Source organism: Paenibacillus dokdonensis (assembly GCF_004916975.1).
GTDB lineage: Bacteria > Bacillota > Bacilli > Paenibacillales > Paenibacillaceae > Paenibacillus_AQ > Paenibacillus_AQ dokdonensis.
In genome coordinates, this window is sequence record NZ_STGQ01000001.1 from 856,882 (window position 1) to 881,905 (window position 25,024).

Sequence of the window (25,024 nt, forward strand, 5' to 3'; positions counted from 1 at the left end):
ATAAGAGCTTGGTGTCATACCGAGGCCACGCTTTGACGCACCATGAATGCGGTTTTTACAAACAGCTGCCCGGTAACGGCGGACGGCTCTTGCATGAGCTCAATCAACTTCGTCGTGCCCAGCTTGCTGATATCGGCAACCGGTTTATGAACGGTCGTAAGAGCGGGATTCGTGTAACGGGCAAATAAGATGTCATCGAATCCGATCAGCGACAGCTGTGATGGAATCGTAATTCCCTTGGCATAGCAAGCATTCATGGCACCAATCGCCATGTCATCATTCGCACAGAACACGAGCGAGGGGGGCTCTGGGAGAGCGAGTAAAGAGCACATCGCCGCATAACCGCTCTCTACACCATAATCCCCCGCTGCAAAATATTCAGGCACGAGCGGAAGGCGGTGGGCAATTAAGCTGTCCATAAAGCCCTGCTTGCGTTCCGTTGATGATTTGAAGCCGGCTTTTCCCTCAATGATCGCAAAACGCCGGTGACCCTGCGTGATTGCATAATCCATGGCTTCCTTCACGCCAGCGCGGTCATTGGCCACGACATTCATAATGCCCGGATCCTCCAAATGACGGTTCAATACGACGAGTGGAATGCCCATTTGTTTGACGTGATAAATAAAGGCATTATCCGCGTCACTTTGGCTCATGACCAGAATTCCATCAAATCGCTGGGGCAAAATTGCATCGAAATGCTGAATCCCGTCTATCCCATGAACCGTCAGACTGTAGTTTTCATCCAAGACAAGATGGATCCCCTTGATGACATCGACGAGAAAGCTGGCGGAGGTCCCCTGATCAATACTGGAGAAGAACAATCCGATCGTATACGATTTTTTCATCACAAGACTTTTGGCGCTGTAATTGGGGATGTAATTCATTTCGGCGGCAATTTTTTCAATTTTGTCCCGGGTTTCCTTCTTGATGAGCGGGTTGCCGTTTAACGCTCTGGACACGGTAGTATGGGAAACTCCGGCGACGCGCGCAATATCTTTTATCGTAATCATCTTGACCTCTTGTAAGAAATAATGTTGTTCACGATTTCAGTTTAAGTTCTGATTTTTCCGAAGTCAAGAAATTCCAATAAAAATGCACACGTGAAAAATGTTTGTCAACTTCATAATGTAAACGCTATAATTGGATAATGATAACGGGTTAAAGGAGCATTTCTGATGAAAAAAGGGCGCATGTTTTACAAAACCTTCATTCCTATTCTTGTACTGGGAATCGGACTTGTCGTCAGTTTCGGAAGCTATATTTATCTAAATACCACCCATTCGGTCATCGAGCGGGTCGCGAATAGCAAGCAGAGCTTTATTTCCCAAACGAAGAACACGCTGGAACAGAAAATCCAAACGATTGAGTACGCCTTCAATACATACAGCACCACCAGCTCGTTTGAGTCCGTGGTAAAGAACCCTATTACAGAACAGGATTTTGAAGCCTATCGTAACGTGAATACGCAGTTGAATTATATCGCCACCATGGGTCTTGAGGGAACGGAATATTCACTCATCAGCTTGGATCAGAGCTGGAAAATATCGGACGGCAAGCTATCTTATTTGACAGATAATGACCGGAAGAACTTATATGAAACCTATATTAACGGTCAGGACCGGGGATTATTTTGGATGAAAACAAATAATGGCATCCGTTTTGTGAACACATTGCCTGTGTTTTCAAAGAAAAAGCAGGCGATAGCATTATCGGATATTTCACTGCAAACGCTCGACCATACGCTCAAAACGGAAGAGAACACGCCTGTTTTCATTCTGAACAAGCAGGGAGATCTGATGTATGAAACAGGACCAGACGATAAACGGCTAACCCGGGAGCAGCTCCAAGGCATCTTGGCCTCGATCGGCACAGAGCACCGGACAGGCATGGTGACGATCAGCAGCCCCAAATCCCAGTCGGTCAAAGCCATCTACTCGAGATCCACCTATAACAACTGGATTTATGTCACATTACTGGATCAGAAGGAAATTTCGGGAGCGCTTGTAACGACCAAATTCGGTTTAATCATGATGGGACTTGTCATCACGGTATTTATTATTGTGATCGCTTATCTGATCTCCGTTTATTTTAATAAGCCCATACAACAAATTCAGCGGAGCCTGCCCAAAAATTCGCATTCATCCTTTAAAAATGAAGTCGAATGGATTCTTCACTCCATCGATACGATTGTCACCGAAAAGGAAAATCTGGAGAGCCTCATTGAAGCTGAGCTGCCGCAGCTGGAAACCCAATTGATTCTGAATCTGTTCCGGAACCGGATTTCACCTGAAGAGCTGGAGCGGATCATGCCGCGTTTTGGATATGAAAAAATCAGGGATCCCCGTTATGTAACGATGCTGATCCAAATGGACAGCTATGGTGACCGTGAAGCGTCTGATAAGGACCTGCTGCTTTTGGCCATTAACAAAATAATAGAAGAAATCGTGCCGAAAGAGTCGCGGCTGCTGCCGATTATTTTGAATGACAAAACGCAAGCGACCATCCTGGTGTTCGCCGGAAGCAATGAACAGGAGATCCGAAAGCAGGTACTGGATGATGCCAAGGCGATTATGAAAACGGTGAGGGAATACCTGAAGGTATCCGTCAGTTTTGGCATTAGTCAAACGTACGAGCATCTATGGGAAAGCAGGGAAGCCTGTGAAATGAGCAAGCAAGCGCTGCATCACCGTTTAAACTTAGGCAAGGAATCCATTATATTCTATGAAGATATTTCGATGGTCGTGTCCGGCCCGGTACTTCTCCATTATCCGGCTGAGCTGGAGTCCCAGCTGTTTGATGCCATCCGGTTAGGGGACGAAGAACAGGTTCCGCGATTCCTCTATCCATTACTGGCTCAAATGATGACGAAGAACAAAAACTCCATGAACTTTGAAGTGGCGCTGGTGCGTTTTGTGAATAATCTGATTCAATTGGAGCAGCTTTTGGGTGTAGAAGTGCTGATGACGCAGGATAACCATGCTTTATACCACCGGCTGCTCGATATTCGTAATCCGGAGGAAATTGAGCGCATATTGGTGCAGGAAGTCATTTTGCCGATGGTCAAAAGCATGAAGGAAAAAACCAATCAGCAGTTCCGTTCCCTTTCAGAAAAAATAGCTGCCATCGTCCGGGCAGAATACGATCAGGAGCTTTCGCTGGAGTGGATAGCTGACCGCCTTCATTACAATCCCAACTATTTGAGCAGCATTTTTAAGAAAGAGTTTGGCATGACGTTCAGTGAATATGTGATGAATTACCGGCTTGAAATGGCCAAAAAGTGGCTGATTGAGACGGATATGACTATAAAGGATATCGCCGAACGTCTGCAGTACCATAACTCCCAAAACTTTATACGATCATTCCGCAAGAAGGAGCAGGTTACTCCCGGCTCTTACCGCAAAGTGAAGCAGGCCCAGTAGGAGAGCAATGCCGGATCACGAAGAAGTCTTGTTTTCTGCAGAAAAAGACCGCGGAAACCAAGACCTCTTTGTTTTTAAAGAGTTTAACCTTTGACCGAGCCAAGCAGAGCCCCCTTGACGAAGTGTTTTTGTACAAAAGGATAGGCGATCAGCATCGGAAGCGTTGCGACCATGATGACCGCCATTTTAATAGTTTGAGCGGGAGGCACCACATCGACGGATGTGCTCTCTGCCTGCATACCGCTGGAGACAATAACGATTTGACGGAGCAGAACCTGAATCGGCCATTTGTTGGAGTCTGTAATATAGAGAATGGCGTTCATATAGGTGTTCCAGTAAGCCACACCATAGAAAAGAGAGATGGTGGCAATCGATGGCAGCGCCAGCGGGAGCATGATTTTAAAGAAAACTCCGAAATCATTGCAGCCGTCGATTTTGGCCGATTCCTCCAAACTGTCCGGCAGCGCCTGGAAGAAGTTTCTCATGATGATCATATTGAAGGCATTAATCGCGACAGGTAGTATTAAGGACCAATAGGAGTCGATCAATCCCATGCTTTTGACAACCAGAAATGTAGGGATCATTCCGCCGCTGAAAAGCATCGAGAATACGACAATAAAGTTGATCGCAGTTCTTCCATATAGATACCGGCGTGATAAACCATAGGCCATGAGGGCTGTTAAAAACATACTCACGATCGTACCTGCTAAGGTAACTCCAATCGAAACTCCCAATCCTTTAAAAATCGTCGGCGTAGAGAGAATATACCGGTAAGCATCCAAAGAGAACGTGGTAGGAAATAATATAAACTTTTTGGCCACTACTTCTTGGGTTGAGGCAAACGAGCTGACCAGTACATTGATGAAGGGCAAGAGACAAGCCAGAGCAATCAGGATCAATAACGTGGTATTTACAATGGTAAATAGAATACTGCCTGTGGATTCTTTTTTTCGTAAGGATTGTGGCATGTGTTTGTCCTCCTTGTAGTCGATTACATGGCAACTTTATCAAGGAGAAGGAGTTACGTATATAATCACGTTCTGAGGTGTTGGTGATCGGGCAAATCCGAGGATGAATTCTGTGAATCAGGAACATAATCATTATCTTGCATCGTGATCATTACATGAGATGAGGATGTAATAAACGGCGTGGTTATGCAGTTTTGTAATCGCTATCATGAAATGATTATGTACGGAATATCCAAAACCGCCTAAGCTAGGAATCGTACAGAACAACAAGGAGGTCGGCTTGGTGAAGGATACAAGTACTGCCGCAGTGAACATGAACATTAAACCCGCGAAAAAGGAACGTCTTACACATCTGGAAGGGCTAAAACGGAATAAGCTGTTGTATCTTATGATTCTGCCTGGCGTGCTTTATTTTATTATCTTCAAATATTTGCCGATGGGAGGACTCGTGATTGCTTTTCAGGATTACCAGCCCTATCAAGGAATTACGGGCAGCCCGTGGGTGGGATTCAAGCATTTCATCCGCTTGTTTACAGAACCAACCTTCTTCATGCTGCTGAGCAACACATTAGTTCTATTTGCACTGAATATTGTCATCTTCTTTCCGCTTCCGATTATTCTGGCTTTAATGTTGAACGAAGTCAGGCACAAGCTGTTTAAAAATGCGATTCAAACGATCATCTACATTCCTCACTTTATGTCATGGGTCATCATCGTTTCGATTACCTACGTATTCATGACAGTAGACGGCGGAGTGTTAAATGAAGGGCTTGCCGCACTCGGCTTTCACAAGATCAGCTTTCTGACTTCACCCGAATGGCTGCGGACCGTATATATCGGACAAGTCATATGGAAGGAGCTGGGGTGGTCAACGATAATCTACCTGGCGGCCATCACGGTCGTAGATACGCAGCTATATGAAGCTTCAGAGATGGATGGCGCAGGGCGGCTCCGAAAAACCTGGCATGTGACACTGCCTGCGATCCGTCCAGTTATCATTACGCTCCTTATTCTGAAGATTGGCAGCACGCTTGATCTGGGCTTTGAACATATGTATCTGCTGCTCAATTCCTTAAACCGCGAGGTTGCGGAAATTTTTGATACCTACATCTACACCGCCGGTCTGAAAAATGGCCAGTTAAGCTTCAGTACGACCGTGGGTCTCTTCAAAGGCGTAGTGGGCCTGATTCTGGTGATGGCCTCCAATAAGCTTGCCAAGAAACTTGGGGAAGATGGCGTGTACTAATAACTGGATTCACTTTGCTTCACATAAAAAGGATTGTGCACAATCCTGAGAAAAGGGGAAACGTAAATGAAACTCATGGTGAAAAAAATGGCAGCGCTCACAATCTGCTGCGGACTGCTGTTAACTGCTTGTGGAGAAAAAGGTAAAACGGGTGAAGCTTCCAGCAATGCCGCCGATCCCAACGTAAAGGCAAATATCTCTTGGTTGAATATTCTACATACGGCTTCACCCCCGACAGACACAATCATTAAAAAAATTGAGGAAAAGACAAACGCTGAAGTTAAGTTCTCCTGGGTTCCGGATGCTTCCAAAGAGGAACGTATCAATACATCGCTGGCTTCGGACTCCCTTGCAGATATTGTTACATTGACCATTCTCGATAATTCCTCGGTGAGAAATGCTTTGAAGTCAGGTATGTTCTGGGAAGTTGAGTCTTATCTCAATGAGTTTCCTAACCTGGCAAAAATATCGCAGGATACCCGGACGTCCGCTTCCATTGGCGGTAAATTGTACGGGGTACCATTCCAAAAGGATCTGGCCCGGAACGGGGTAGTCATCCGGAAGGATTGGCTGGATAAGCTTGGCCTTGCCATCCCCAAAACGACGGATGAGCTGATGGCGGTAGCCAAGGCATTTACCGAACAGGATCCCGACGGCAACGGTAAAAAGGATACAACCGGCTTCATGGACCGCAGCGATTTGATTTATGGCGCATTCAAAACCTTAAGTTCATACTTCGGCACCCCAAACAACTGGAAAGTGAGTGACGACGGTAAAATGACGCCGGAGTTTGACACTGAGGAATATGTACAAACGATGGACTACATGAAGCAGCTGTACGATAACGGCTACATCAATCAGGACTTTGCCGTTACTGCGAAGACAGATCAACAGCAGAAATTTGCGCAGGGCAAAGCCGGAATTTACGTTGGAGCCTTGTTTGACAGTAAAAACCTAAAGAACATGGCCAAAGGCGTTCAAGATAACATGGAGCTGGTCTTGGTCAATAACATTACCCCTACCGGCAATGAGGCTGACCGTGCGATCTGGGCTGCCAACAATGGAATCGGAGGCCTGCTGGCTTTCCCGAAATCCGAGGTGAAGGACGAAGCGGAGCTGAAGCGGGTTCTGAAATTCGTAAACGATTTGATGGATGACGATATGTATTCCCTACTGACGTACGGCATTGAAGGAATTCACTATTCTGTGGATGCGAATGACGCGGCAACGATCACCAACCAGGATCTGTGGCAGCAGGAAGTACAGCCGTTTGCTTCTTCCCGTCCAAACGAAACCGGCTATAAGATTCATGATGCGGATCCGTTAAAAGCAGAGTCGGATAAGCTCATCAAGGAAAATGCAGAGCATGCGGTTCTCAACCCGGCCTATTCCCTGGAATCAGAAACGTACACAACCCAAGGCTCGGAGCTGCAAAAGATCATCACCGATGCTACGTATAAATACATTCTCGGCAAAATCAAAATCGATGATTTCAAGGCAGCCGTAGAAAACTGGAAGAAATCCGGCGGGAGCAAAATCATCTCCGAATATGAGGCTGCTTACCAAGCTGTGAAGAAGTAAGAGGAAATGTAGCAGTCACTTTTACTAATGCCAAATTGGAAAATACGGTCCTATCCGCCTGGCTTGGGGTTAGGACCTATTTATTCACTCAGGAGGTCATCATGGAAAAAACAAGCTGGGCCGTCAGAGCGGCCGAATCCATTATGGAACGCACACCCAAGCTGTACGAGGACAGAGGTTATCAAGGCAAATGGTCTTATGATTACGGAGTGGTGCTCAAAGGCTTTGAGCTGTTGTGGAATCAAACCGGCGATCGGAGATACCTCCAGTTTATCCAGGACAACATGGACTATTTTGTTCAGGAGGACGGTATGATTAAGGGCTATCGCCTGGATGAATATAATATCGATCATATCAATAACGGGAAAATGCTGTTCGTCTTGTACAACGAAACGAAGCAGGAGAAATATAAGCAGGCGGCAGCCCTGTTAAGGAAGCAGCTGCAGTCGCATCCCCGGACATCGGAAGGGGCATTTTGGCATAAGCAAATTTATCCATACCAAATCTGGCTGGATGGTCTTTACATGGGTTCACCATTTTACCTGGAGTATGTACTCGCCTTTGAAGAAGGTAAGAACGTGGAGGATGTCACGAAGCAATTCATCCTTTGTGAACAGCATACGAAGGATGCGGAAACAGGGCTGCTGTTTCACGCATGGGATGAGAAGCGGGTTCAGCCGTGGTGTCATCCCGAAACGGGACTGTCGGAAAATTTTTGGGGGCGTTCCTTGGGCTGGTTCGTCATGGCGCTGGCGGATGTGTTAGCACTGCTGCCGGAGAGTCATCGGGATTATAAGGAGCTGTCCCGTATATTGAATGATACATTGACCGCAATCCGAAAATATCAGGATGCTGACAGCGGCGTCTGGTATCAGGTGCTAAACCAAGGTGGCCGTAAAGGAAATTACCTGGAGGCTTCCGCTTCCAGCATGATCGTGTATGCCTTAGCCAAAGGCATCCGCTTGGGAGTGCTTGATGAAAGCTGGTATGAAATATTGGACCAGGCATACCACGGACTGATTGCGGAATTTGTGCTCGAAACGAAAGAAGGCTGGGTGAATCTGAATAAAAACTGCCAGGTAGCAGGTTTGGGCGGTGCTGATCAGCGGGATGGCACCTATGCCTATTATATTAGTGAGCCTATCGTGACCAATGATCAAAAGGGCCTGGGAGCTTTCCTGCAGGCATGCGGTGAATATGAGGCGCTGAAACGATAAAACGATTGTCATGACTCAATTCTGAGGAATAGGAGGAACGGGCATGCATTTTTACAATATTACGGATTTCGGGGCCCGAATGGACAGTACGGAGCCTGTCACGGAGGCCATTGCAGCGGCGATTGCAGCGGCAAGCAAAGCAGGGGGCGGTACAGTATACATCCCGGCGGGCATCTACCATACAGGAGCTATTCTCTTGAAAGATCATATTGAACTCCATCTGAGTCCGGGCGCGGTGCTTTCCTTCAGCTCGAATCCTGAGGACTATCCCGTTGTGGAATCCCGCTGGGAAGGCGTTCTGCAGGAAGTGCATGCTTCCTGTATATACGGCAAGGGCCTGGAAAACGTATCGATTACCGGAAGCGGTACTCTGAATGGGAACGGCCAGCCGTGGTGGGATAAGAAACGGAACCGGCCGGAGGAGCTGCGTTATCCAAGACCTAAATTAATCAGTCTGGATCACTGCAGCCGGATCACGATCAAGGATTTAACATTGAAGAATTCCCCGAGCTGGACCGTGAATCCGATCTGCTGCAGCAACGTCACAATTGACAATATATCGATTCTGAATCCCGCCGATTCACCGAATACAGACGGCATCGATCCGGAATCCTGCAGCCATGTCCGTATCAGCAACTGTCATATCGATGTCGGAGATGACTGCATTGCCATAAAAGCAGGAACCGAGGATACAGTAGAACGCATCCCTTGCGAGAATATTACGATTACCAACTGTACCATGGTCCACGGGCATGGCGGCGTAGTGATGGGAAGTGAAATGAGCGGAGATATCCGTAATGTCACGATCAGCAACTGCATTTTCAAGCAAACCGACCGCGGTATCCGATTAAAGTCCAGACGCGGCCGCGGAGGAATCGTCGAGGATATCCGGATTAGCAATATCGTGATGGAAGACGTCATTTGCCCGTTTATCCTGAACCTTTACTATTTCTGCGGTCCACGCGGCAAAGACAAATACGTCTGGGATAAGCATCCATATCCGGTTACCGGTGAGACTCCGGCGTTTCGGCGGATTCATTTTGCTAATATAACGGCACGGAATGTCCATGCGGCAGCGGGCTTCATTTATGGTCTGGCTGAGCAATACATTTCTGAAATCACGTTTTCGGATATTGATATTTCCATGGCGAAGAATGCGATTCCGGGACGTCCAGCGATGATGTCAGGCATTCAGGACATGAAGAACCGGGGCTTTTATTTGGGCAATGTGCGGGATGTGGAGTTCCGGCAGGTGACGATTGAGAATCACGAGGGTCCGGCTTTCTATATCGAAAACGGGGAAGCCGTCGAGGTCATTCAATGCCGTTCGCGGAACACACGCAGGGCTGAAACACTCGTGGAACGGGTCACGATGGCTCCTTCGGACAAAGACCTGAGCGAACAGGAAGCATAAATGATGGGACAGGATCAGCTTAAGCTGCTATTAGGTGAACAGCCGGAAGACAGCCCCATTTCAGCAGAGCTGCTGAAGCGGGAAGAGTACGATGGATACTTGTTGGAATCGCTGCTGCTGGATCTAAACGGTATGGAGCGGGTACCGGCGTATGTCGCCAAGCCGCAATCAGGCACAGGACCTTTTCCGTTAGTTGTTTTTAATCATTCCCATGGAGGGAATTACATGAATGGCCGTAAGGAAATGCTTCATGGCAGCTCATATCTGCAGCAGCCTTCCTTTGCCAAAGTGTTAACGGACATGGGGTACGCCGTCTGCTGCATCGACATGTGGGGCTTTAACGAACGCGGCGGCAAGACGGAGAGCGAGCTGGTGAAGGAGATGCTGTGGCAGGGCCAAGTGATGTGGGGCATGATGCTGTATGACAACCGCCGGATGGTCGATTATATGTGTTCACGGGGCGATATCGACGCTTCGCGGATTGCGACCATGGGCATGTCCATGGGCGGACTCATGGCATGGTGGCTGGCAGCATTAGACGCGCGGATTCAGGTTACGATTGATATATGTGGACAGGTGGACGCCCATACTCTAATTGCCAAAAGGGGACTGGACCATCATGGCTTCTATTCCTATGTTCCGGGACTGCTCAAGCATTTTACAACGCTGGACATTCAGGCTAGAATTGCGCCCCGTCCGCGGATGAGTCTGGTCGGACGAAGCGACCGGATGTGTCCCATCGACGGCGTAGAGCATTTGGCAGACGGGTTGCATAAAGCATATCAGGCTGCAGGGAAACCGGAGCATTGGCAGCCAGTAATCGCCACCGGCGGACACATGGAAACCTTGGAGATGCGGACAAAGTGGCAGCAATTTTTAGCAAAGCATCTGTAGAACCCGCAACATTACCGAAGAGTGATTTGTGTTAAAGAAAGGAACTTAGCCATGCTCGTAGGAAAAGAAGCCTATTGCGATTTTCATACGATCCGGGAGGCAGTAGATGCACTGGAGCGGCTACCTTCCGGTGTGACAGAAACATTGTTCATCTTATCTGGCGTATATAAAGAGGCGGTGCGGATCTATCGTTCAAATCTGCGGATCATCGGCATTGGACAGGTGGAAATCACCATGGACCGTTACGCCAAGGAAAAGGATGGTAAGGGCGAAGAAATCGGGACGTTTGCGACGCCTACCTTATTCCTGGGCGGCAGACGGCTGGTTCTGGAAAATCTCGTGATCGCAAATTCAGCGGGGCAGGGAGAACATGTAGGTCAGGCGGTTGCGGTATATGCGCACTGCGACGAAACTATTTTTCGCAGCTGTACCTTCAAAGGACATCAGGATACCTTGTTCACAGGTCCTCTGCCTCCGGCTCCCAAAGAGAGGAAGACATTTGGCGGAGTTCCTATAAAAGAAAGCCATGCCCAGTACCGCCAGCTGTACCACAATTGCTGCATCGAAGGAACGGTCGATTATATATTCGGCGGAGCAACAGCTTATTTTGATCAATGTGAAATCCGCAGTCTGCTCCATGGGAATCATAGCGCAGGATATATTACAGCGGCATCCACGCCCCGAGGGGAAGCGTTTGGTTATGTGTTCAGGGATTGCTTTCTGACAGCAGAGGAGGGCGTGACCGACGTTTACCTGGGACGCCCATGGCGAGAGCATGCCAAGACGGATTTCGTGAACTGCCGCTTGGGAAGGCATATTCATCCGCTTGGCTGGGACAACTGGAATGATCCCGGCAATGAACAAACGGTTCGTTACCGGGAATATGGTTCATGTCACAGGAGCTGTACAGGAGAAGCGTGTTCCATGGGCGGTATGTTTGGATTCAGAGGATGTACCATTGGATATGGAGGATGTGTTTTCCGGCACGGATTTTTGGAAATGAGGAGGCAGTAGATCATGGCAGTCATAACAAAAAGCGGTATGATTCAGAACCCGATCCTGAAAGGTTTTAATCCGGACCCATGCATACTGCGTGTAGAAGACAACTACTATATCGTGGTGTCTTCGTTTGAATGGCTTCCGGGTTTGCGGGTATATCAGTCACGGGATTTGGCTCATTGGGTGCACTGCACGGATCTTCTGACCGAACAGGTCAATTTGCGGGGGAATCCGAAAAATTGCAGCATCTGGGCTCCACAGCTCAGCTTCCATGACGATTTATTTTATCTGGTTTATACGGATGTAAAAAGCACCAAGCGTCCGTTCAAGGATGTACATAATTACATGATGACGGCGCCAACCATAGAAGGGCCTTGGTCAGAGCCTGTTTACTTGAACAGCAGCGGGTTTGACCCTTCCTTGTTTCATGATGAAGATGGACGCAAGTGGCTGCTGAATGCATTATGGGATTACCGCATCACGGAAGGCAACAAATCCAGCGGCATTGTCATCCAGGAATACGACCCTAGCCTTCAGCACCTCGTAGGCAAGCCGCAGAAGCTGTTCGATTGTACGTGGCTCAAGAAAACAGAAGCACCCCATATCTATAAGCAAAACGGGTACTATTATCTGATTACAGCAGAAGGCGGGACCGGTTCTGGACATGCCGTGACTGTCGCCCGTTCGAAAGAATTGCTGGGAACCTATGAGGTAGATCCACAGAATCCGATGCTAACCTCGCGGGACCAGCCGGACCTGCCGCTTCAATGCGCGGGACATGGCAGTCTGGTGCAGACTCCAGGCGGTGAATGGTACATGGCACATTTATGCACGCGTCCCATTGAGGGCCAATTTGCCATTTTGGGACGGGAGACGGCTTTGCAGCAGGTGTACTGGAATGAAGACGGCTGGCTTCGTTTAACGGCAGGCGGCAGCACTCCGCAGCTGGAGGTGCCGGCACCGCTGGGCAGCATAATAAAAGTAAAGGAAGAAATTACGATATTCGAGGACATCTTTGACGGCGCGCGGTTGAAGAGGGAGTGGAATACGCTTCGAATGCTGGCGGAGGACAGCTGGTGCTCGCTTCATGAACGCCCCGGATTTCTGCGGATCAGAGGCGGCGAATCGGTCCAGAGCCTTTTTCGCCATCATCTGCTGGCAATCCGGCAAACAGACAAGCGTTTCCGTGCTGAAACGGCGCTTGAATATGCACCCGCAAGCTATTTGCAGATGTCCGGCTTAATACTGTATTTGAACGAAGACAATTATTTATATGCTTATATCAGTCATGAGGAAGGGCAGGGGAAGGTGCTGCGGATGATGCGATGTGCAGCGGATGAATTCGTTCTGCTGCCTGAGATGACACCGATTGAAAACGATGTGCCAGTGCATTTGGCGGTCGACGTCGACGGAACGAAGGCGCAGTTTCATTACCGCATGTCCAATGAAAAGGGGTGGAGACCGCTGCAGGAAACACAAAATATCAGCTTCCTGTGCGGAGGCTTTACGGGGAACTTCGTAGGAATTGCAGCCCATGACATGAATCAATACCGGGAAAGCCATGCCGATTTCTCCTATTTCCGTTATGAGGGTACAGAGTAATAGATGAAGAGAAGCAAAACAATTCCAACCGTCAAGCACATCGAATCGGATGTGCTTTTTTTGTATTTGCGTGAATGATTATTAAAAATGACAAAAACGTAATTTTTCCTAAAAATCCATATTACAGGAATAAAAAGGACTAAAGACCTATGTTTATCCATAAATTGGAGCGGTATTAAGCTGAAAAAGACCTATGAAAACATGTTTCAACTTTGAGATAATGAGGGACATAGAACGGTAACTATCCTGCTTTTGGCAGAGGTATATCTGTTTGGTTACAAAAATGTAATTTTTAAGGAGGAACAACATGATTAACATCAAGAAAAGCCTGCTCGGCAGTCTGGCGATTACCGCAGCGGTGTCGGCAGCCCTCATTCTTCCATCCCCCTCTCACGCAGCAGCCTCCAAGGCTGTCGTACAATCGGCTTCGCAGACGGGCGTCATCCAATCATCGGTAAATTTAAGAGACAAGCCTTCTTTGTCCAGCCATGTTCTCGGCTTGGTCAAAACTGGAGAGCAGGTAAAAATACTGGAGAAGAGCAACGCTTATTTTTATAAAATCAAAACCGCGGCCGGCAAAACCGGATACATCAGCACGGCCGATAAATATATTCGCGTCGGACAGGCATCTTCAGGCTCATCGTCTTCGAACTCGTCTTCAGGATCTTCGAATTCGCAAAGTAACGGCTCCTCATCTGCTTCCAAGCCTGCTCAATCGGCTTCGGCCGCCATTGAGAAAGTGATCCAGACCGGGATGAAATACTTGGGAACGCCGTATGAATACGGATCCGACCGCAATACGACGAAGACCTTCGACTGCTCCGATTTTATACGCCAGATCTTCAAGGAAGGCGTTGGCCTTACGCTTCCTGCCGATTCCCGCCAGCAGGGCTCGTGGATCAAGGACAACCGCAGCCCCGTGTATTCCACGAATCAGCTGAAGCGCGGCGATCTCGTCTTTTTCATGAGCTATAAAGGCTCCAGCAGCTCAGCATACCAGGGTATCAATAAGTCCAAGCAGCGGATCACGCACGTAGCTCTCTATTTGGGAGACGGTAAGCTCCTGCATACATACTCCAAGCAAGCCGGCGGCGTCGTGGTAACGGACTTTACGAATTCATGGAAGTATCGCTTCTTATATGGAGGCAGCGTGCTGAAGTAAATTCGAAAGTAAAAGGATCGGGGGAACCCCGGTTCTTTTTTTGCTATGTGCGGAGGTGCATCGTTCTAGTACATAATGGAACTGAAGTACACTTGCATAAAAGATTATACTGCCCCTATAATTGAAATCTGGCATGATATCGCTTACAACTCATTAAAGTTCAGTCTGCAGCAAGTCAAAGGGAGCGAGTACGATGGGAAACCTGAAAAAAACATGGAGCCGTTTGAATTCGATCCGTAATAAGATATTCTTCTCCATACTGCTGTTTCTGATTATCCCCTTTCTTCTAACCTTCTATTTTATGGATAAGCCTCTGGAAAAGGTCATTGAAAGCAAAATCGGCCGCTCTGCCCAAGACGCACTGTATCTGGTGAATTTTAACGTCCAGCTGTTTCTGGAGGAGATGCTGCAATCCTCCGTTAATATTACGATCAATCCGAGTATCACAAAGCTGCTTAAGGATCCTGAATCCTACAGTAAATATGAAAAGCTCCGTTTGAATGACACTGTACTGAACAGGCTGTTCAGCTCTTATTTTTCCAATACGTATGTGACTCTTTTCGACCGGGAAGGCAACTGGATCAGTACAAGCTATATGTTTGATCCGCTGCTGCATGGTTACTTGGACTCGAAATGGTACCAGGACATGATGGGGAAGCCATATCAACAGAAATGGATGTTTAACAATAAGGATTTGATGTATGCCGACCGGAAGCCGCTCATTACGCTGGTGAAGACCATTACCGAGCTTCAAACCAACAAAAATACCGGCATGATCGTGTTCAGCGTAAGGGAAGAGGACATCCGCAAGTATCTAACCGGACTTGAAGGGGACACCTACTTGGTGGACAGCAGCGGAACGATCGTCTCCAGTCCGAAGAAGAATCAAATTGGGCAAAGCCTGCTAAAGGAAGCCTATATGACGAAAGTGCAGAAGTCCACACGGGGCCAGCAAATTATCGAAAAAAAAGGGCAAAAGTGGATCGTCAACTATGATACGGTACGCATCAACGGCTGGAAGATCATTCAGATCGTTCCTTATGATACGGTATTTAAAGAGATTTTTGATATCCGCAAAGCGAACATTCTGATCTTCTTTGCGATCTTTGTCGTCTTTTCCTTTATCACGATTTCGATTGCGTACAGCATATCGAAGCCCTTAAAGCTGCTTCGAAAGAAAATGAGGGAACTGGAGGACAAAGAGTTTTATTCGAACATTGCCGTTACCGGTCCGCAGGAGATTTCGTCCCTGATTGAGACCTACAACAAAATGGTTAAAAAAATACGCGGATTACTGGGACGGGTCAAGGATGAATACGAGCAGAAGGAAGACATGCGCTTCCGCGCGCTTCAGGCTCAGATCAATCCCCATTTTCTGCTGAATACGCTGAATAATATCAAGTGGATGGCGTATATACGTAACGACAAGGACGTGGGCGACATGCTTTCGAGCCTGGGCGGCATCCTGGAAGGAAGCATTGGCAGGGGAGGCAGCCTGATCATGCTGCGGCAGGAGCTCGATTATATCGAGAATTATATGGCTTTGATGAGAATGAGCCATCCTGATACAATATCCCTTAATATCGATGTTCCGGACGAGCTGATGGATCAGGAAGTCATCAATATCATGCTGCAGCCGATTATTGAAAACTGTCTGGTACACGGATTGCAGGACATGACGGGAATGGGCTTGATCACGATACGGGCATGGCATGACGAGGATGATTTCGTGCTCCGGGTCGCGGATAACGGCACGGGGATTCAGCCGGAGAAGCTGGAGGAGATCCGCGGCAGGCTCGAAGCCGGTTCGGCGGATCCCCTGCCAGAGCGGATCGGCGTCAAAAATGTCCATGACCGGATCCGGCTCCAGTACGGAGATTCCTATGGAATAAGTTTAGATAGCGTACAAGGCGAAGGAACGACCGTTGAGTACAGACTGCCGATAAGAAAAGTTCAGAAGGGGATTGGCGATGACACTTAAAGTGATGCTGGTTGATGATGAACTGCTGGTCCGTTTAGGAATCAAATCGTTGATCGATTGGGAAAAACATGATTTCGAATTTATCGGGGACGCTCCTGACGGGGAAAAGGCACTGGAGCTGATGGAGCAGAACGTGCCCGATATTCTGCTTACGGATATCGTGATGCCGCGGATGAACGGGCTGCAGCTGATCGAACAGGTGAGGGCCAAATACCCGAGCATGCTGATCATTGTGCTGAGCAGCCATAACGAATTCGATTACGTGCGAAGCGCGATGAAGCTCGGCGTCGAGGACTACATGCTGAAAACGTCCATGAAGCCGGATGAGCTGCTGAACCTCTTAGTGGAATCTGCCGGGAAAATCGGGCGCGGCAGCGGAAAAGCGAAACCAGATGCCATTCGGGCCGCCGAAAGTCTGGATTCACGCCCGGATGAGGTAACGGAATGTGTCCGCGGCTATCTCTCAGGAAATCTGGCAGATGCCGCCGTGCCTGCGGGTCTTCAGCTGAGGCCGCATGGCATGCTGCTGCTTCTGCATGTGCTCAACACGCGTGACGGCGGTCCGGAAGCATCCGCCATGAAGCTGCTTGGGCATCTGGTCGAAACCGAGCTGGAAACCCTGCTGGACAGCCATCCGCTCGCACTCGACAATCGCGACATCGCCGCACTGCTTACGGTGCCGGAAGAGCAGCTGCCGGATTTGGGAAGGCAGATTAGCGGGCTGGTGAGCTCCGCGCAGGTGCTGCTCGGCATTACGCTCCGGGCAGAAACGGCGGGTCCTCTCACGGCATGGGAGGAACTTCCCGCCGCCTACAATAAGGCAAAGTCCGGCATATTGGAACAGGGCATGCAGCTGACATCCCGCGAGGATATCAATTCGCTGCTGACCTACCTCAAGGACAATCTGACCCGGGATATTTCGCTGAAGGAGGCGGCCGAACGGATCAACATCAGCGAAACCTACCTGAGCACGATTTTCAAGAAAGAAACGGGCATGGGATTTACCGACTGGATCAACACGATGCGCATTGATCAGGCGACGAGCCTGCTGATGGAAACGAGCCTTCCGAGCTACCTGATTGCCGAGCAGGTGGGCTACGAGAACATCAATTATTTCGGGCGCATTTTCAAAAAGCTGAAGGGCGTGAGCCCGCAGAAATTCCGCTCCCAGTTTCGAAAAACGAAAGCATAGCGCGTTTCTCCGACCCTCCTGTATCCGCAGGAGGATTTGTTTTTTATCACCTATCCAAAAATAATGAACATTTCATCCTAAAAAAGTGAATGCGCACGTCATCTCCATGTAAGCGTTTTAAAAATCTTGAATATAAAGCTGATAATTTTGTTCCTGTTTGTTCGTTTTCTTCACGGCTATACTTTTCCTATAAGCCTTTCACCTCAAAGGCAGAACCTGAAAGGCCCTTAATTCAGCCAGAAGGAGGAATCCCGCAACATGATCGTCGGATCGTTAGAGCATTGGGCAAAGGAACGAGAATTCGCGCATCCGGTACTTCGAAAGGCGATTGATTATCTGCAAGACACGGACTACAGCATTCTCGAAGAAGGAAAATATCCGATTTGGGGACAAGACATGTTTGCCATCATTTCGAGAATCCAAACCAAGCCTGCTTCGATGCAATTCGCAGAGAAACATGAGTGCTTCCTCGACATTCATTATGTGATTGAAGGTGAGGAAACAATCGGTTGGCAGCTTCAGAATAATCAAAACGAGCCGTTTGAGAGCAGTCCGGAAGAAGATTATTCCTTGTTTGCGGAGCTGGAATCCGAATCCGTGATCAGGCTGAAGCCAGGTATGTACACCGTCTTGTTTCCGGAGGATATTCACCGGCCGGGCTTGACCGATGCCGAGCCATCCGATGTCAGAAAGGTCGTCATCAAGATCAATCGGAACTTATTTTAAAGTCTAATACACGTAAACGACAAAGATTTAAAGGGGGCAATATTCGATGTTAAAAAAACGTATGTTATCGGCAACAACAGCATTGCTGGTCGTGATGTCGCTACTGGCTGGATGCTCTGGCGGCGGACAAAAAGATGCAGACAGCAGCAGCGGTGGGGACAGCTCCTCCGGCAAAAAAGATAAAGTGGAGCTGAATTTGTGGCTGACTCCGCAGTGGAAGGGCGTTATGGACGCTTCGGAGCAAAACGCGGATTATGACAGTTTTTTCAAATACGCGGCAGACAAATTCTCGAAGCAGTATGACAAGCATGACGTGAAGGTGAATGTTCAGGTTATCGCCGGAGACCAGCGTGATGAAATGCTGAACGTAAACCTGAATGGCGGAACGCCGCCGGACATCTTCTTTGAAAGCGTATTCGCAATGGGCGATTACGTGCATCGCGGAGCGCTGGAGCCGCTCGATGATATCGTCGACGACGCAGCAAAGAAGGATATCGATCAGAAGTACTGGGACAACGTAACCTTCGGCGACAAGGTGTACTTCTATCCGTTCGCCCATAATCCGGGTACGCTGGCTTACAATGCGGATATGTTCAAGGCTGCAGGCCTCGACAGCTACGTAGGTGACGCGAATGCGATCCAGACGTGGACGATGGACGATTACGACAAGATCCTGAAGACTCTAAAAGAAAAGCTGCCGAAAGGCTCTTACCCAATGGGGCTGTATGCGCTGAACAATCAGGGCGATACTTGGAACCTGGCTTATCTCCGGATGTTCGGCAACAAGTTTTTTGACGACCAGGGCAACATCATCGTGGATGACGAGAACGGCATCAAGGCGGCCGAATGGCTGAAAAAGATCTACAGTGAAGGCTATACGAACCCGGGTGCGGAATCCGTATCCTCGAACGATGCCAACGCAATGTTCCAGAACCAGCAGCTTGCGATCAGCTTCACCAATCCGGTGCTGTTCAACAACTCGAAGGCAGATATGGAAGCTGGCAAAGCACCAAAATTTGATATCCGTCTTGCGAACATTCCGTCTTCAAGCGGATCGCCGCTTTCCTTCACTTATGTCATTGGTGCATCTGTATTCAAAACGGGGGATGCAGTGAAAACCCAGGTGGCCAAAGATTTCGTGAAATTCTTCTCCACCGATCCAGAGCTCGTGAAATCTTCCAAGAACAGTATTCCTGTAAGAAGCTCTGTGGCAGCTGAATTCAAAGATAAATACCCGCTGTTTGCCGCATATGATGCCAATGCTTCCAACCTGTTCAACTTCACGGGCAATGTACCTGGCTACAGCGAGCTGAGACAAGTGCTGTATCCGGAGCTGCAAGCGATGTACATCGGCGAGAAGACGCCTGCCCAAGCGATCAAGGATTACCAGACGAAAGGCAATGCGGTCATTCAGAAGGCCAAAGAAAGCTCTGTTATTTTCAAAAAGTAACATCGGCAAACGTTAAAAAACCAGAAGGCAGCATAATCCATCCAGACATATAAACAAGATTCGGTCCCTGCCGCTTACTAGCAAAGGCTGGCGGCAGAGGAACCCGGATTGGAAAGGTAACGGATAACCATGAAACTGAGAAACTATCACTGGAAAGAAAATGTGACCGGCTATCTGTTCATTTTGCCACAATTCTTGATGTTCCTGATTTTTATCGTATATCCAATCATAGAAGGCATCAGGCTCAGTTTGTACAAGGTTCAATTCAATCAGGAAACGTTCGTCGGTTTCGACAACTACGTAACGTTGTTCCATGATCCCGTATTTTTCAAGTCGATTTACAACACAGTTATATTTGTCGTCTTCATTGTTCTCCTAACAGTCGGTTTTTCGATATTCGTTGCTTCCTCCGTTTTCGATAAAAACGCGAAATACGTTTCGTTTATCCGGGGAAGCTATTACATCCCTGTCATGGTTTCCATGGTCGTCATGAGTATGGTTTGGGGATTCCTGCTGAATCCGGCCAATGGTCTCATTTCGTATGCGGCAAGGGAAATGGATTTTTCGATCGTCAATTTGCTTGGAAATAAACACACGGTTCTGCCGGTGATCATATTTGTAACATTCGCAACCAACGTCGGTCAGGCGATCATTTTATACATTGCGGCGATGATAGGCGTGCCGAAAGATTTGTTCGAAGCAGCCGAGGTGGACGGGGCGAGCCGGGTGCGGATCATTTTCCAGATTCTGATTCCGCTGGTCAAGCCGACCACGATTTACATCACGATCATCAACATCATCGCTGTGCTGAAAATCTTCGTCGTTATCCAGCTGCTGACGGGCGGCGGCCCGAACAACGCTTCCGTCACCATGATGTATTATCTCTACAACAACGCGTTCAAGTATAACCAGCTGGGCGTTGCTTCCGCGGTGGGCGTCATCATGTTCCTGATTACGATGCTTTTGTCCATTCCGCAGCTCAGAGCAATGTTCAAGGAGAAGTGAGGGATAAATCATGCTTCAAACGAAAGAAAAGAAAAAGCGAGAGAAGTACGATGTTGTCTCGAATATCATCATTATCGTCTTCGCCCTGCTGAATTTGTTTCCTTTGTACTGGCTGTTTACCAGCTCGCTCAAAAACAGTTCCGATGTCATCAAAATGCCGCCGGACTGGTGGCCGAAAACATTCTCGTTCAGCAATTACGTCGATGTTTTCAATAATCAGCCGGCTCTGCGCTGGACGCTGAACAGCCTGTTCGTCGCCGGAGTCAGCACCATTCTGGTCGTCATAGCCAGTTCGATGGCCGCATATGCATTCTCCAAGCTGAATTTCTTCGGTAAAAACATGCTGTTCGTCGTTTTTATCTCAAGTTTGATGGTGCCAAAAGAGGTCATGATCGTGCCATTGTTCCGGATTACGCAGGACCTTGGCATGGTGAACTCGCTTTGGGGTATGATCTGGCCCAACGTCGCCACGGCCTTTGGTGTGTTCCTGCTTAAAGGCTTCTTCGACAGTGTGCCGGATGCGCTCCGGGAAGCAGCCCGAATCGACGGCGCGGGCGAAATGAGGACGTTCCTGCAAATCTTGCTTCCGATCGTCAAACCGGGCATTGGCGCCTTGTTTATTTTGAACTTCGTTCAGGTATGGAATGATTATCTGTGGCAGCTGGTTATCGGTCAGGACAAAAACGTCAAAACGCTGATGGTCGGCATTGCGACGCTGATGCAGGATTTGAATCCGAACTTTGCTTATAAAATGGCAGGTGCAACCGTGGCGGCCGTGCCGATGCTTCTGATATTCCTCTTGTTCCAGAGATACTTTACAAGAGGGATTGCTGGCGGGGCTGTGAAGGAATAAGGATACAAGCGGGGTTAAAAGGATGGAGCATATCATAGGCATTGATGTGGGCGGTACGGAGATCAAGGCAGCCGTATTCGGCCCGGATGCGCAAATTATTCATCATCAAAAGCTTCCGACACCTGCAGGGGAAGCCAACATTCGAATTCCTGAGGCCGTCTTCGGTATCATGGACAATCTGCTGAGCCAATACGGGGATATCCGTGGAGTCGGGATCAGCACGGCAGGCGTCGTGGACACCCGCAACGGTGAAATTATTTATGCGGGCGGAACCATTCCTTCCTACAAGGGCACGAATTTGAAAAAGCTGATTGAGGAGCGTTATGGAATTTCCGTCGCCATTGCTAATGACGTGAATGCCGCAGCACGCGGCGAATGGTGGAAGGGCGCTGCCCGCGGCAGCGATCACTTCTTCTGCATGACGCTGGGCACGGGTATCGGAGGCTGCATGTTCAGCAGCGGGCAGATTGTGGAGGGTGCCCATTTCAGAGCAGGCGAAATCGGACACAGCTTATATGACAAGAGCACGGGCACCACGTATGAACAACGGGCATCGATGTCCGCTTTGATGAAAAGAGCTCCGCAGGAAATCGAAGGCTTTGCCAGCGACGGCTTTGAACTGTTCGAGCGGGCTAGACAGGGTGACAAGGCAAGCAGTTATCTGATAGGCAGCTGGACGGAGGAAATCGCGAGGGGCATCGCGGAAATGATTTTATACGCGGATCCTTCGATCATTGTCATTGGTGGAGGCGTCTCAGAACAGAAACAATTTTTACTGGATCAAATCAGCGCTCATTTGGCCGCCTATTTGCCGCCGGGCTTTTCGCAAACGAAGCTTGTCGTGGCGGAGCTTGGCAATAAAGCGGCGTTATACGGCGCGGTGTATCCTTACTTTGAATAAGAGATGGAGTGCATACCCATGACGACAGACATCATTTCTCAATATAAAGGCATCTATATCGCCATGTATTCGGCTTATGACGAAGCAGGCAACGTGGATCAGGACCGCGTAAAAAAGCTTGCAAGATATTATGTAGGCAAGGGCGTCAAAGGGCTATATGTCGGAGGCAGCTCCGGCGAAGGCATTTTGCAGAACGCAGAAGAGCGTAAGCAGGTGCTTGAAGCGGTTATGGAAGAAGTGAAGGGCGAATTGACCATCATCGTGCATGTCGGAGCGAACTCGACCCGGGAAGCGGTGGAGCTTTCGAAACATGCGGAGAAGTTTGGCGCGGATATCATTTCGGCAGTTCCTTCGATTTATTACCGTCTGCCGGAGGCGGCGGTGGAAAAGCATTGGCAGCACATGATCGACAGCACGAACCTGCCATTCATTATTTATAACATTCCGCAAACGACGGGCTTTACGCTGAGCACGAGCCTGCTGGCCAAGCTGGCGAAACAGGATAAGGTCATCGGCGTGAAGATGTCCGGGGAGAGCACCTTCGAGCTGCAGCAGTACAAGGAAACCGGCGGCAGCCAGTTCCTCGTGTTCAACGGACCGGATGAGCAGTTCCTCGCGGGCCGCATCATGGGTGCCGACGGCGGCATCGGCGGAACATACGGCGTGATGCCGGAGCTGTTCGTGAAGCTGAACAGCCTGTTCATCGGCAATCACATCGAAGAAGCTCAGGCGCTGCAGACGCAGATCAACGGCATCATCAAAAAGCTGCTGGGCTATCCATCCCTGTACGGAGCCTGCAAATATATCCTTAGTCTCCGCGGCATCGAGACAGGCGCACCTCGTCTGCCGCTGCTGCCGGTCTGTCCGGAGCATCATGATTCCCTGGCCGAGCTGAACAAGGAGATTGAGGAAACAGTTGCTCATTACACGGGAGTATAGAGGAGGCAAGCAGCAATGATTGAACAAATTAAAGGCGGTCTCGTGGTATCATGCCAGGCTTTGGATCATGAGCCCCTGCACAGCTCGTTTATTATGTCGAAGCTGGCTTTGGCGGCCATGGAAGGCGGTGCAGTCGGCATCCGGGCTAACAGCAAGGCGGATATCATCGCGATCAAGCAGGAAGTATCCTTGCCTGTGATCGGTATCGTAAAGCGTGATTATCCGGATAGCGAAGTGTTCATTACAGCGACGAAAAAGGAAATCAGCGAGCTGCTGGAAAGCGGCTGTGAAATGATTGCGCTGGATTGCACGAAGCGCGATCGTCCGAACGAAGAAACAATCGCCGACCTAGTCGCCTACTGCCGGGAGCAAAATCCGGCCGTGGAGCTGATGGCTGATATCTCCACGGTGGAAGAAGCAATTATGGCGCAGGAGTTAGGCTTTGACTGCGTATCCACGACGCTGCATGGGTATACGCCGTACACGTCGACAACGAAGCTGTACGATAACGACTTTGAATTTCTGAAGTCGGTTCTCCGCGAAGTGGACATTCCCGTTATTGCCGAAGGCAATGTCATCACGCCGGAAATGTACAGCTGCTGCCTGGAGCTTGGAGCTTATTCAGCCGTTGTTGGCGGTGCCATTACGAGACCGAAGGAAATAACAGCAAGATTTGTGCAGGCTGCGGTGAAATAGAGATCGGAATGATAAACGATCGGAGTCGGATATCCATCAGAATGTACCTATGGGCGGGTTAATCGGACACACGGTTCATAAAAAAGCCGCTGACACAGGTGATGTGTCAGTGGCTTTTTTTTACAATACGTTCTGCTCCAAAGCCTCCACATATTCCTTCGCTTCCTTGAGGCCCATAGGACGGGCTTCCCGGAGTTCCTTGATGGCTTTTATCTTTTGACCGGATCGCGAAGCAGGCTGAGGAGTCTTTCGTCAAGATCTGAAGAAACGGGGGCTTCCTGCTTTTCAGAGAGAGTGGGGTAAGTTACTGCGGAGGAGGGAACGGCCTGTGAACCCGCCCGGTTCCGCATCCACTCCAGATCGGCTTTGATGGTATTCATCTGGCTTTGCAAGCTAATGACTTTGATAAAAAGACAAAGGGAAATGACAATGGCAATAACCGCTAGAATTCCGCTTGTTTCCAAGAAGAATCAACCCCTTTTTTCGATAAATTTATGCCGCTAACGAAATAATAACGCCGATGCAGAGCCACCTAATATCATAGCATAACCATCTTACTAGATAACCTCAGCCTGCGGTTCATACGCAAATTGTTCCAGTTGCAGGCGTTCCGCAGCCGTCCGGGTATACAACCCACCTGGAACCTGTGTTTATGCAGCATATCAGCCGCCATCAAGGGCAGGAGCTGGCCGTCGTCACGTCCGCGGGAAGAGTGAAGGGAATCCTGGCAGGCGTAGCAGTGGATCATATTCAAATTAATTTGCAGGTTTTTCGGTAGT

Annotated in this window: 22 protein-coding genes and 1 pseudogene; 19 read left to right on the forward strand and 4 right to left on the reverse strand. The window is 48.9% G+C overall.

The features are described from left to right. Positions 1–14: 14 nt before the first annotated feature. Positions 15–1,010, reverse strand: coding sequence for a LacI family DNA-binding transcriptional regulator (locus tag E6W40_RS03920; protein WP_136604285.1), 996 nt, complete (start codon positions 1,008–1,010; stop codon positions 15–17). 165 nt (positions 1,011–1,175) lie between these two features. Here E6W40_RS03920 and E6W40_RS03925 point away from each other — a divergent pair, with 165 nt between their 5' ends. Beyond that, positions 1,176–3,419 (forward strand): helix-turn-helix domain-containing protein, encoded by a 2,244-nt coding sequence (locus tag E6W40_RS03925; protein WP_136604286.1) that lies wholly within the window; start codon positions 1,176–1,178, stop codon positions 3,417–3,419. 83 nt (positions 3,420–3,502) lie between these two features. Here the strand turns inward: E6W40_RS03925 and E6W40_RS03930 are convergent, their stop codons facing one another. Next, complete coding sequence (locus tag E6W40_RS03930) at positions 3,503–4,387, reverse strand: carbohydrate ABC transporter permease (RefSeq protein WP_136604287.1); 885 nt, start codon at positions 4,385–4,387, stop codon at positions 3,503–3,505. A 313-nt stretch (positions 4,388–4,700) separates the two neighbouring features. On the opposite strand from E6W40_RS03930, the gene E6W40_RS03935 reads away from it, so the two are divergent. The 17 genes and pseudogenes from E6W40_RS03935 (at position 4,701) to E6W40_RS04015 (ending at position 24,245) form a co-directional block, all read left to right on the forward strand. Then, positions 4,701–5,633, forward strand: a complete 933-nt coding sequence (locus E6W40_RS03935; protein ID WP_136606819.1) for an ABC transporter permease — start codon at positions 4,701–4,703, stop codon at positions 5,631–5,633. A 66-nt stretch (positions 5,634–5,699) separates the two neighbouring features. Next, complete coding sequence (locus E6W40_RS03940; protein WP_136604288.1) at positions 5,700–7,214, forward strand: extracellular solute-binding protein; 1,515 nt, start codon at positions 5,700–5,702, stop codon at positions 7,212–7,214. 101 nt (positions 7,215–7,315) lie between these two features. After that, positions 7,316–8,431, forward strand: a complete 1,116-nt coding sequence (locus E6W40_RS03945) for a glycoside hydrolase family 88/105 protein (protein WP_136604289.1) — start codon at positions 7,316–7,318, stop codon at positions 8,429–8,431. Positions 8,432–8,474: 43 nt separating this feature from the next. Then, a complete protein-coding gene (locus tag E6W40_RS03950) occupies positions 8,475–9,845 on the forward strand; it encodes a glycoside hydrolase family 28 protein (RefSeq protein WP_136604290.1) in 1,371 nt (456 codons plus the stop codon). A gap of 3 nt (positions 9,846–9,848) precedes the next feature. Next, positions 9,849–10,739, forward strand: a complete 891-nt coding sequence (locus tag E6W40_RS03955) for a dienelactone hydrolase family protein (RefSeq protein ID WP_136604291.1) — start codon at positions 9,849–9,851, stop codon at positions 10,737–10,739. Between the two features lie 51 nt (positions 10,740–10,790). Continuing rightward, a pseudogene (locus E6W40_RS03960) lies at positions 10,791–11,742 on the forward strand (pectinesterase family protein). Positions 11,743–11,756: 14 nt separating this feature from the next. Beyond that, entirely contained in the window at positions 11,757–13,340 is a 1,584-nt protein-coding gene (locus tag E6W40_RS03965; protein WP_246072856.1) for a glycoside hydrolase family 43 protein, read from the forward strand. 307 nt (positions 13,341–13,647) lie between these two features. Further along, positions 13,648–14,502, forward strand: coding sequence for a C40 family peptidase (locus tag E6W40_RS03970; protein ID WP_136604292.1), 855 nt, complete (start codon positions 13,648–13,650; stop codon positions 14,500–14,502). Positions 14,503–14,695: 193 nt separating this feature from the next. Continuing rightward, a complete protein-coding gene (locus E6W40_RS03975; protein ID WP_246072858.1) occupies positions 14,696–16,483 on the forward strand; it encodes a sensor histidine kinase in 1,788 nt (595 codons plus the stop codon). Beyond that, positions 16,473–17,675 carry a response regulator transcription factor gene (locus tag E6W40_RS03980; RefSeq protein ID WP_136604293.1) on the forward strand — a complete coding sequence of 401 codons (1,203 nt, stop codon included), beginning with the start codon at positions 16,473–16,475 and terminating at the stop codon, positions 17,673–17,675. The genes E6W40_RS03975 and E6W40_RS03980 overlap by 11 nt, the downstream gene beginning before the upstream one ends. Positions 17,676–17,933: 258 nt before the next feature. After that, positions 17,934–18,401, forward strand: coding sequence for a NanQ anomerase/TabA/YiaL family protein (locus E6W40_RS03985; RefSeq protein ID WP_136604294.1), 468 nt, complete (start codon positions 17,934–17,936; stop codon positions 18,399–18,401). 46 nt (positions 18,402–18,447) lie between these two features. Then, positions 18,448–19,851, forward strand: coding sequence for an ABC transporter substrate-binding protein (locus tag E6W40_RS03990; protein ID WP_136604295.1), 1,404 nt, complete (start codon positions 18,448–18,450; stop codon positions 19,849–19,851). 129 nt (positions 19,852–19,980) lie between these two features. After that, positions 19,981–20,856, forward strand: a complete 876-nt coding sequence (locus tag E6W40_RS03995; protein WP_136604296.1) for a carbohydrate ABC transporter permease — start codon at positions 19,981–19,983, stop codon at positions 20,854–20,856. Between the two features lie 10 nt (positions 20,857–20,866). Next, the gene (locus E6W40_RS04000) at positions 20,867–21,709 is read left to right on the forward strand and encodes a carbohydrate ABC transporter permease (protein ID WP_136604297.1); all 843 of its coding nucleotides are present in this window, start codon (positions 20,867–20,869) and stop codon (positions 21,707–21,709) included. A gap of 22 nt (positions 21,710–21,731) precedes the next feature. Beyond that, a complete protein-coding gene (locus tag E6W40_RS04005; protein WP_136604298.1) occupies positions 21,732–22,610 on the forward strand; it encodes an ROK family protein in 879 nt (292 codons plus the stop codon). A gap of 18 nt (positions 22,611–22,628) precedes the next feature. Beyond that, complete coding sequence (locus E6W40_RS04010) at positions 22,629–23,549, forward strand: dihydrodipicolinate synthase family protein (RefSeq protein WP_136604299.1); 921 nt, start codon at positions 22,629–22,631, stop codon at positions 23,547–23,549. A 15-nt stretch (positions 23,550–23,564) separates the two neighbouring features. Continuing rightward, positions 23,565–24,245: an N-acetylmannosamine-6-phosphate 2-epimerase gene (locus E6W40_RS04015; RefSeq protein ID WP_136604300.1), complete on the forward strand. Its 681-nt coding sequence runs from the start codon at positions 23,565–23,567 to the stop codon at positions 24,243–24,245. A gap of 120 nt (positions 24,246–24,365) precedes the next feature. Here the strand turns inward: E6W40_RS04015 and E6W40_RS29905 are convergent, their stop codons facing one another. Together E6W40_RS29905 and E6W40_RS29910 are read right to left on the reverse strand one after the other, a co-directional pair. After that, positions 24,366–24,422, reverse strand: coding sequence for a hypothetical protein (locus tag E6W40_RS29905; protein ID WP_246073051.1), 57 nt, complete (start codon positions 24,420–24,422; stop codon positions 24,366–24,368). Positions 24,423–24,454: 32 nt separating this feature from the next. Further along, a complete protein-coding gene (locus E6W40_RS29910; protein ID WP_136604301.1) occupies positions 24,455–24,709 on the reverse strand; it encodes a hypothetical protein in 255 nt (84 codons plus the stop codon). A 173-nt stretch (positions 24,710–24,882) separates the two neighbouring features. Here E6W40_RS29910 and E6W40_RS04030 point away from each other — a divergent pair, with 173 nt between their 5' ends. Then, positions 24,883–25,023: a DUF2642 domain-containing protein gene (locus E6W40_RS04030; protein WP_281281469.1), complete on the forward strand. Its 141-nt coding sequence runs from the start codon at positions 24,883–24,885 to the stop codon at positions 25,021–25,023. The last annotated feature ends 1 nt before the right edge of the window (position 25,024 follow it).

Coding starts and splice junctions, on each gene's coding strand:
- E6W40_RS03995 (WP_136604296.1), top strand. CDS start 19,981: ATGAAACTGAGAAACTATCACTGGAAAGAAAATGTGACCGGCTATCTG.
- E6W40_RS04005 (WP_136604298.1), top strand. CDS start 21,732: ATGGAGCATATCATAGGCATTGATGTGGGCGGTACGGAGATCAAGGCA.
- E6W40_RS03975 (WP_246072858.1), top strand. CDS start 14,696: ATGGGAAACCTGAAAAAAACATGGAGCCGTTTGAATTCGATCCGTAAT.
- E6W40_RS03945 (WP_136604289.1), top strand. CDS start 7,316: ATGGAAAAAACAAGCTGGGCCGTCAGAGCGGCCGAATCCATTATGGAA.
- E6W40_RS03985 (WP_136604294.1), top strand. CDS start 17,934: ATGATCGTCGGATCGTTAGAGCATTGGGCAAAGGAACGAGAATTCGCG.
- E6W40_RS03950 (WP_136604290.1), top strand. CDS start 8,475: ATGCATTTTTACAATATTACGGATTTCGGGGCCCGAATGGACAGTACG.
- E6W40_RS03955 (WP_136604291.1), top strand. CDS start 9,849: ATGGGACAGGATCAGCTTAAGCTGCTATTAGGTGAACAGCCGGAAGAC.
- E6W40_RS03920 (WP_136604285.1), bottom strand. CDS start 1,010: ATGATTACGATAAAAGATATTGCGCGCGTCGCCGGAGTTTCCCATACT.
- E6W40_RS03965 (WP_246072856.1), top strand. CDS start 11,757: ATGGCAGTCATAACAAAAAGCGGTATGATTCAGAACCCGATCCTGAAA.
- E6W40_RS03935 (WP_136606819.1), top strand. CDS start 4,701: ATGAACATTAAACCCGCGAAAAAGGAACGTCTTACACATCTGGAAGGG.
- E6W40_RS04010 (WP_136604299.1), top strand. CDS start 22,629: ATGACGACAGACATCATTTCTCAATATAAAGGCATCTATATCGCCATG.
- E6W40_RS04015 (WP_136604300.1), top strand. CDS start 23,565: ATGATTGAACAAATTAAAGGCGGTCTCGTGGTATCATGCCAGGCTTTG.
- E6W40_RS04000 (WP_136604297.1), top strand. CDS start 20,867: ATGCTTCAAACGAAAGAAAAGAAAAAGCGAGAGAAGTACGATGTTGTC.
- E6W40_RS03940 (WP_136604288.1), top strand. CDS start 5,700: ATGAAACTCATGGTGAAAAAAATGGCAGCGCTCACAATCTGCTGCGGA.
- E6W40_RS03990 (WP_136604295.1), top strand. CDS start 18,448: ATGTTAAAAAAACGTATGTTATCGGCAACAACAGCATTGCTGGTCGTG.
- E6W40_RS03980 (WP_136604293.1), top strand. CDS start 16,473: ATGACACTTAAAGTGATGCTGGTTGATGATGAACTGCTGGTCCGTTTA.
- E6W40_RS03925 (WP_136604286.1), top strand. CDS start 1,176: ATGAAAAAAGGGCGCATGTTTTACAAAACCTTCATTCCTATTCTTGTA.
- E6W40_RS03970 (WP_136604292.1), top strand. CDS start 13,648: ATGATTAACATCAAGAAAAGCCTGCTCGGCAGTCTGGCGATTACCGCA.
- E6W40_RS03930 (WP_136604287.1), bottom strand. CDS start 4,387: ATGCCACAATCCTTACGAAAAAAAGAATCCACAGGCAGTATTCTATTT.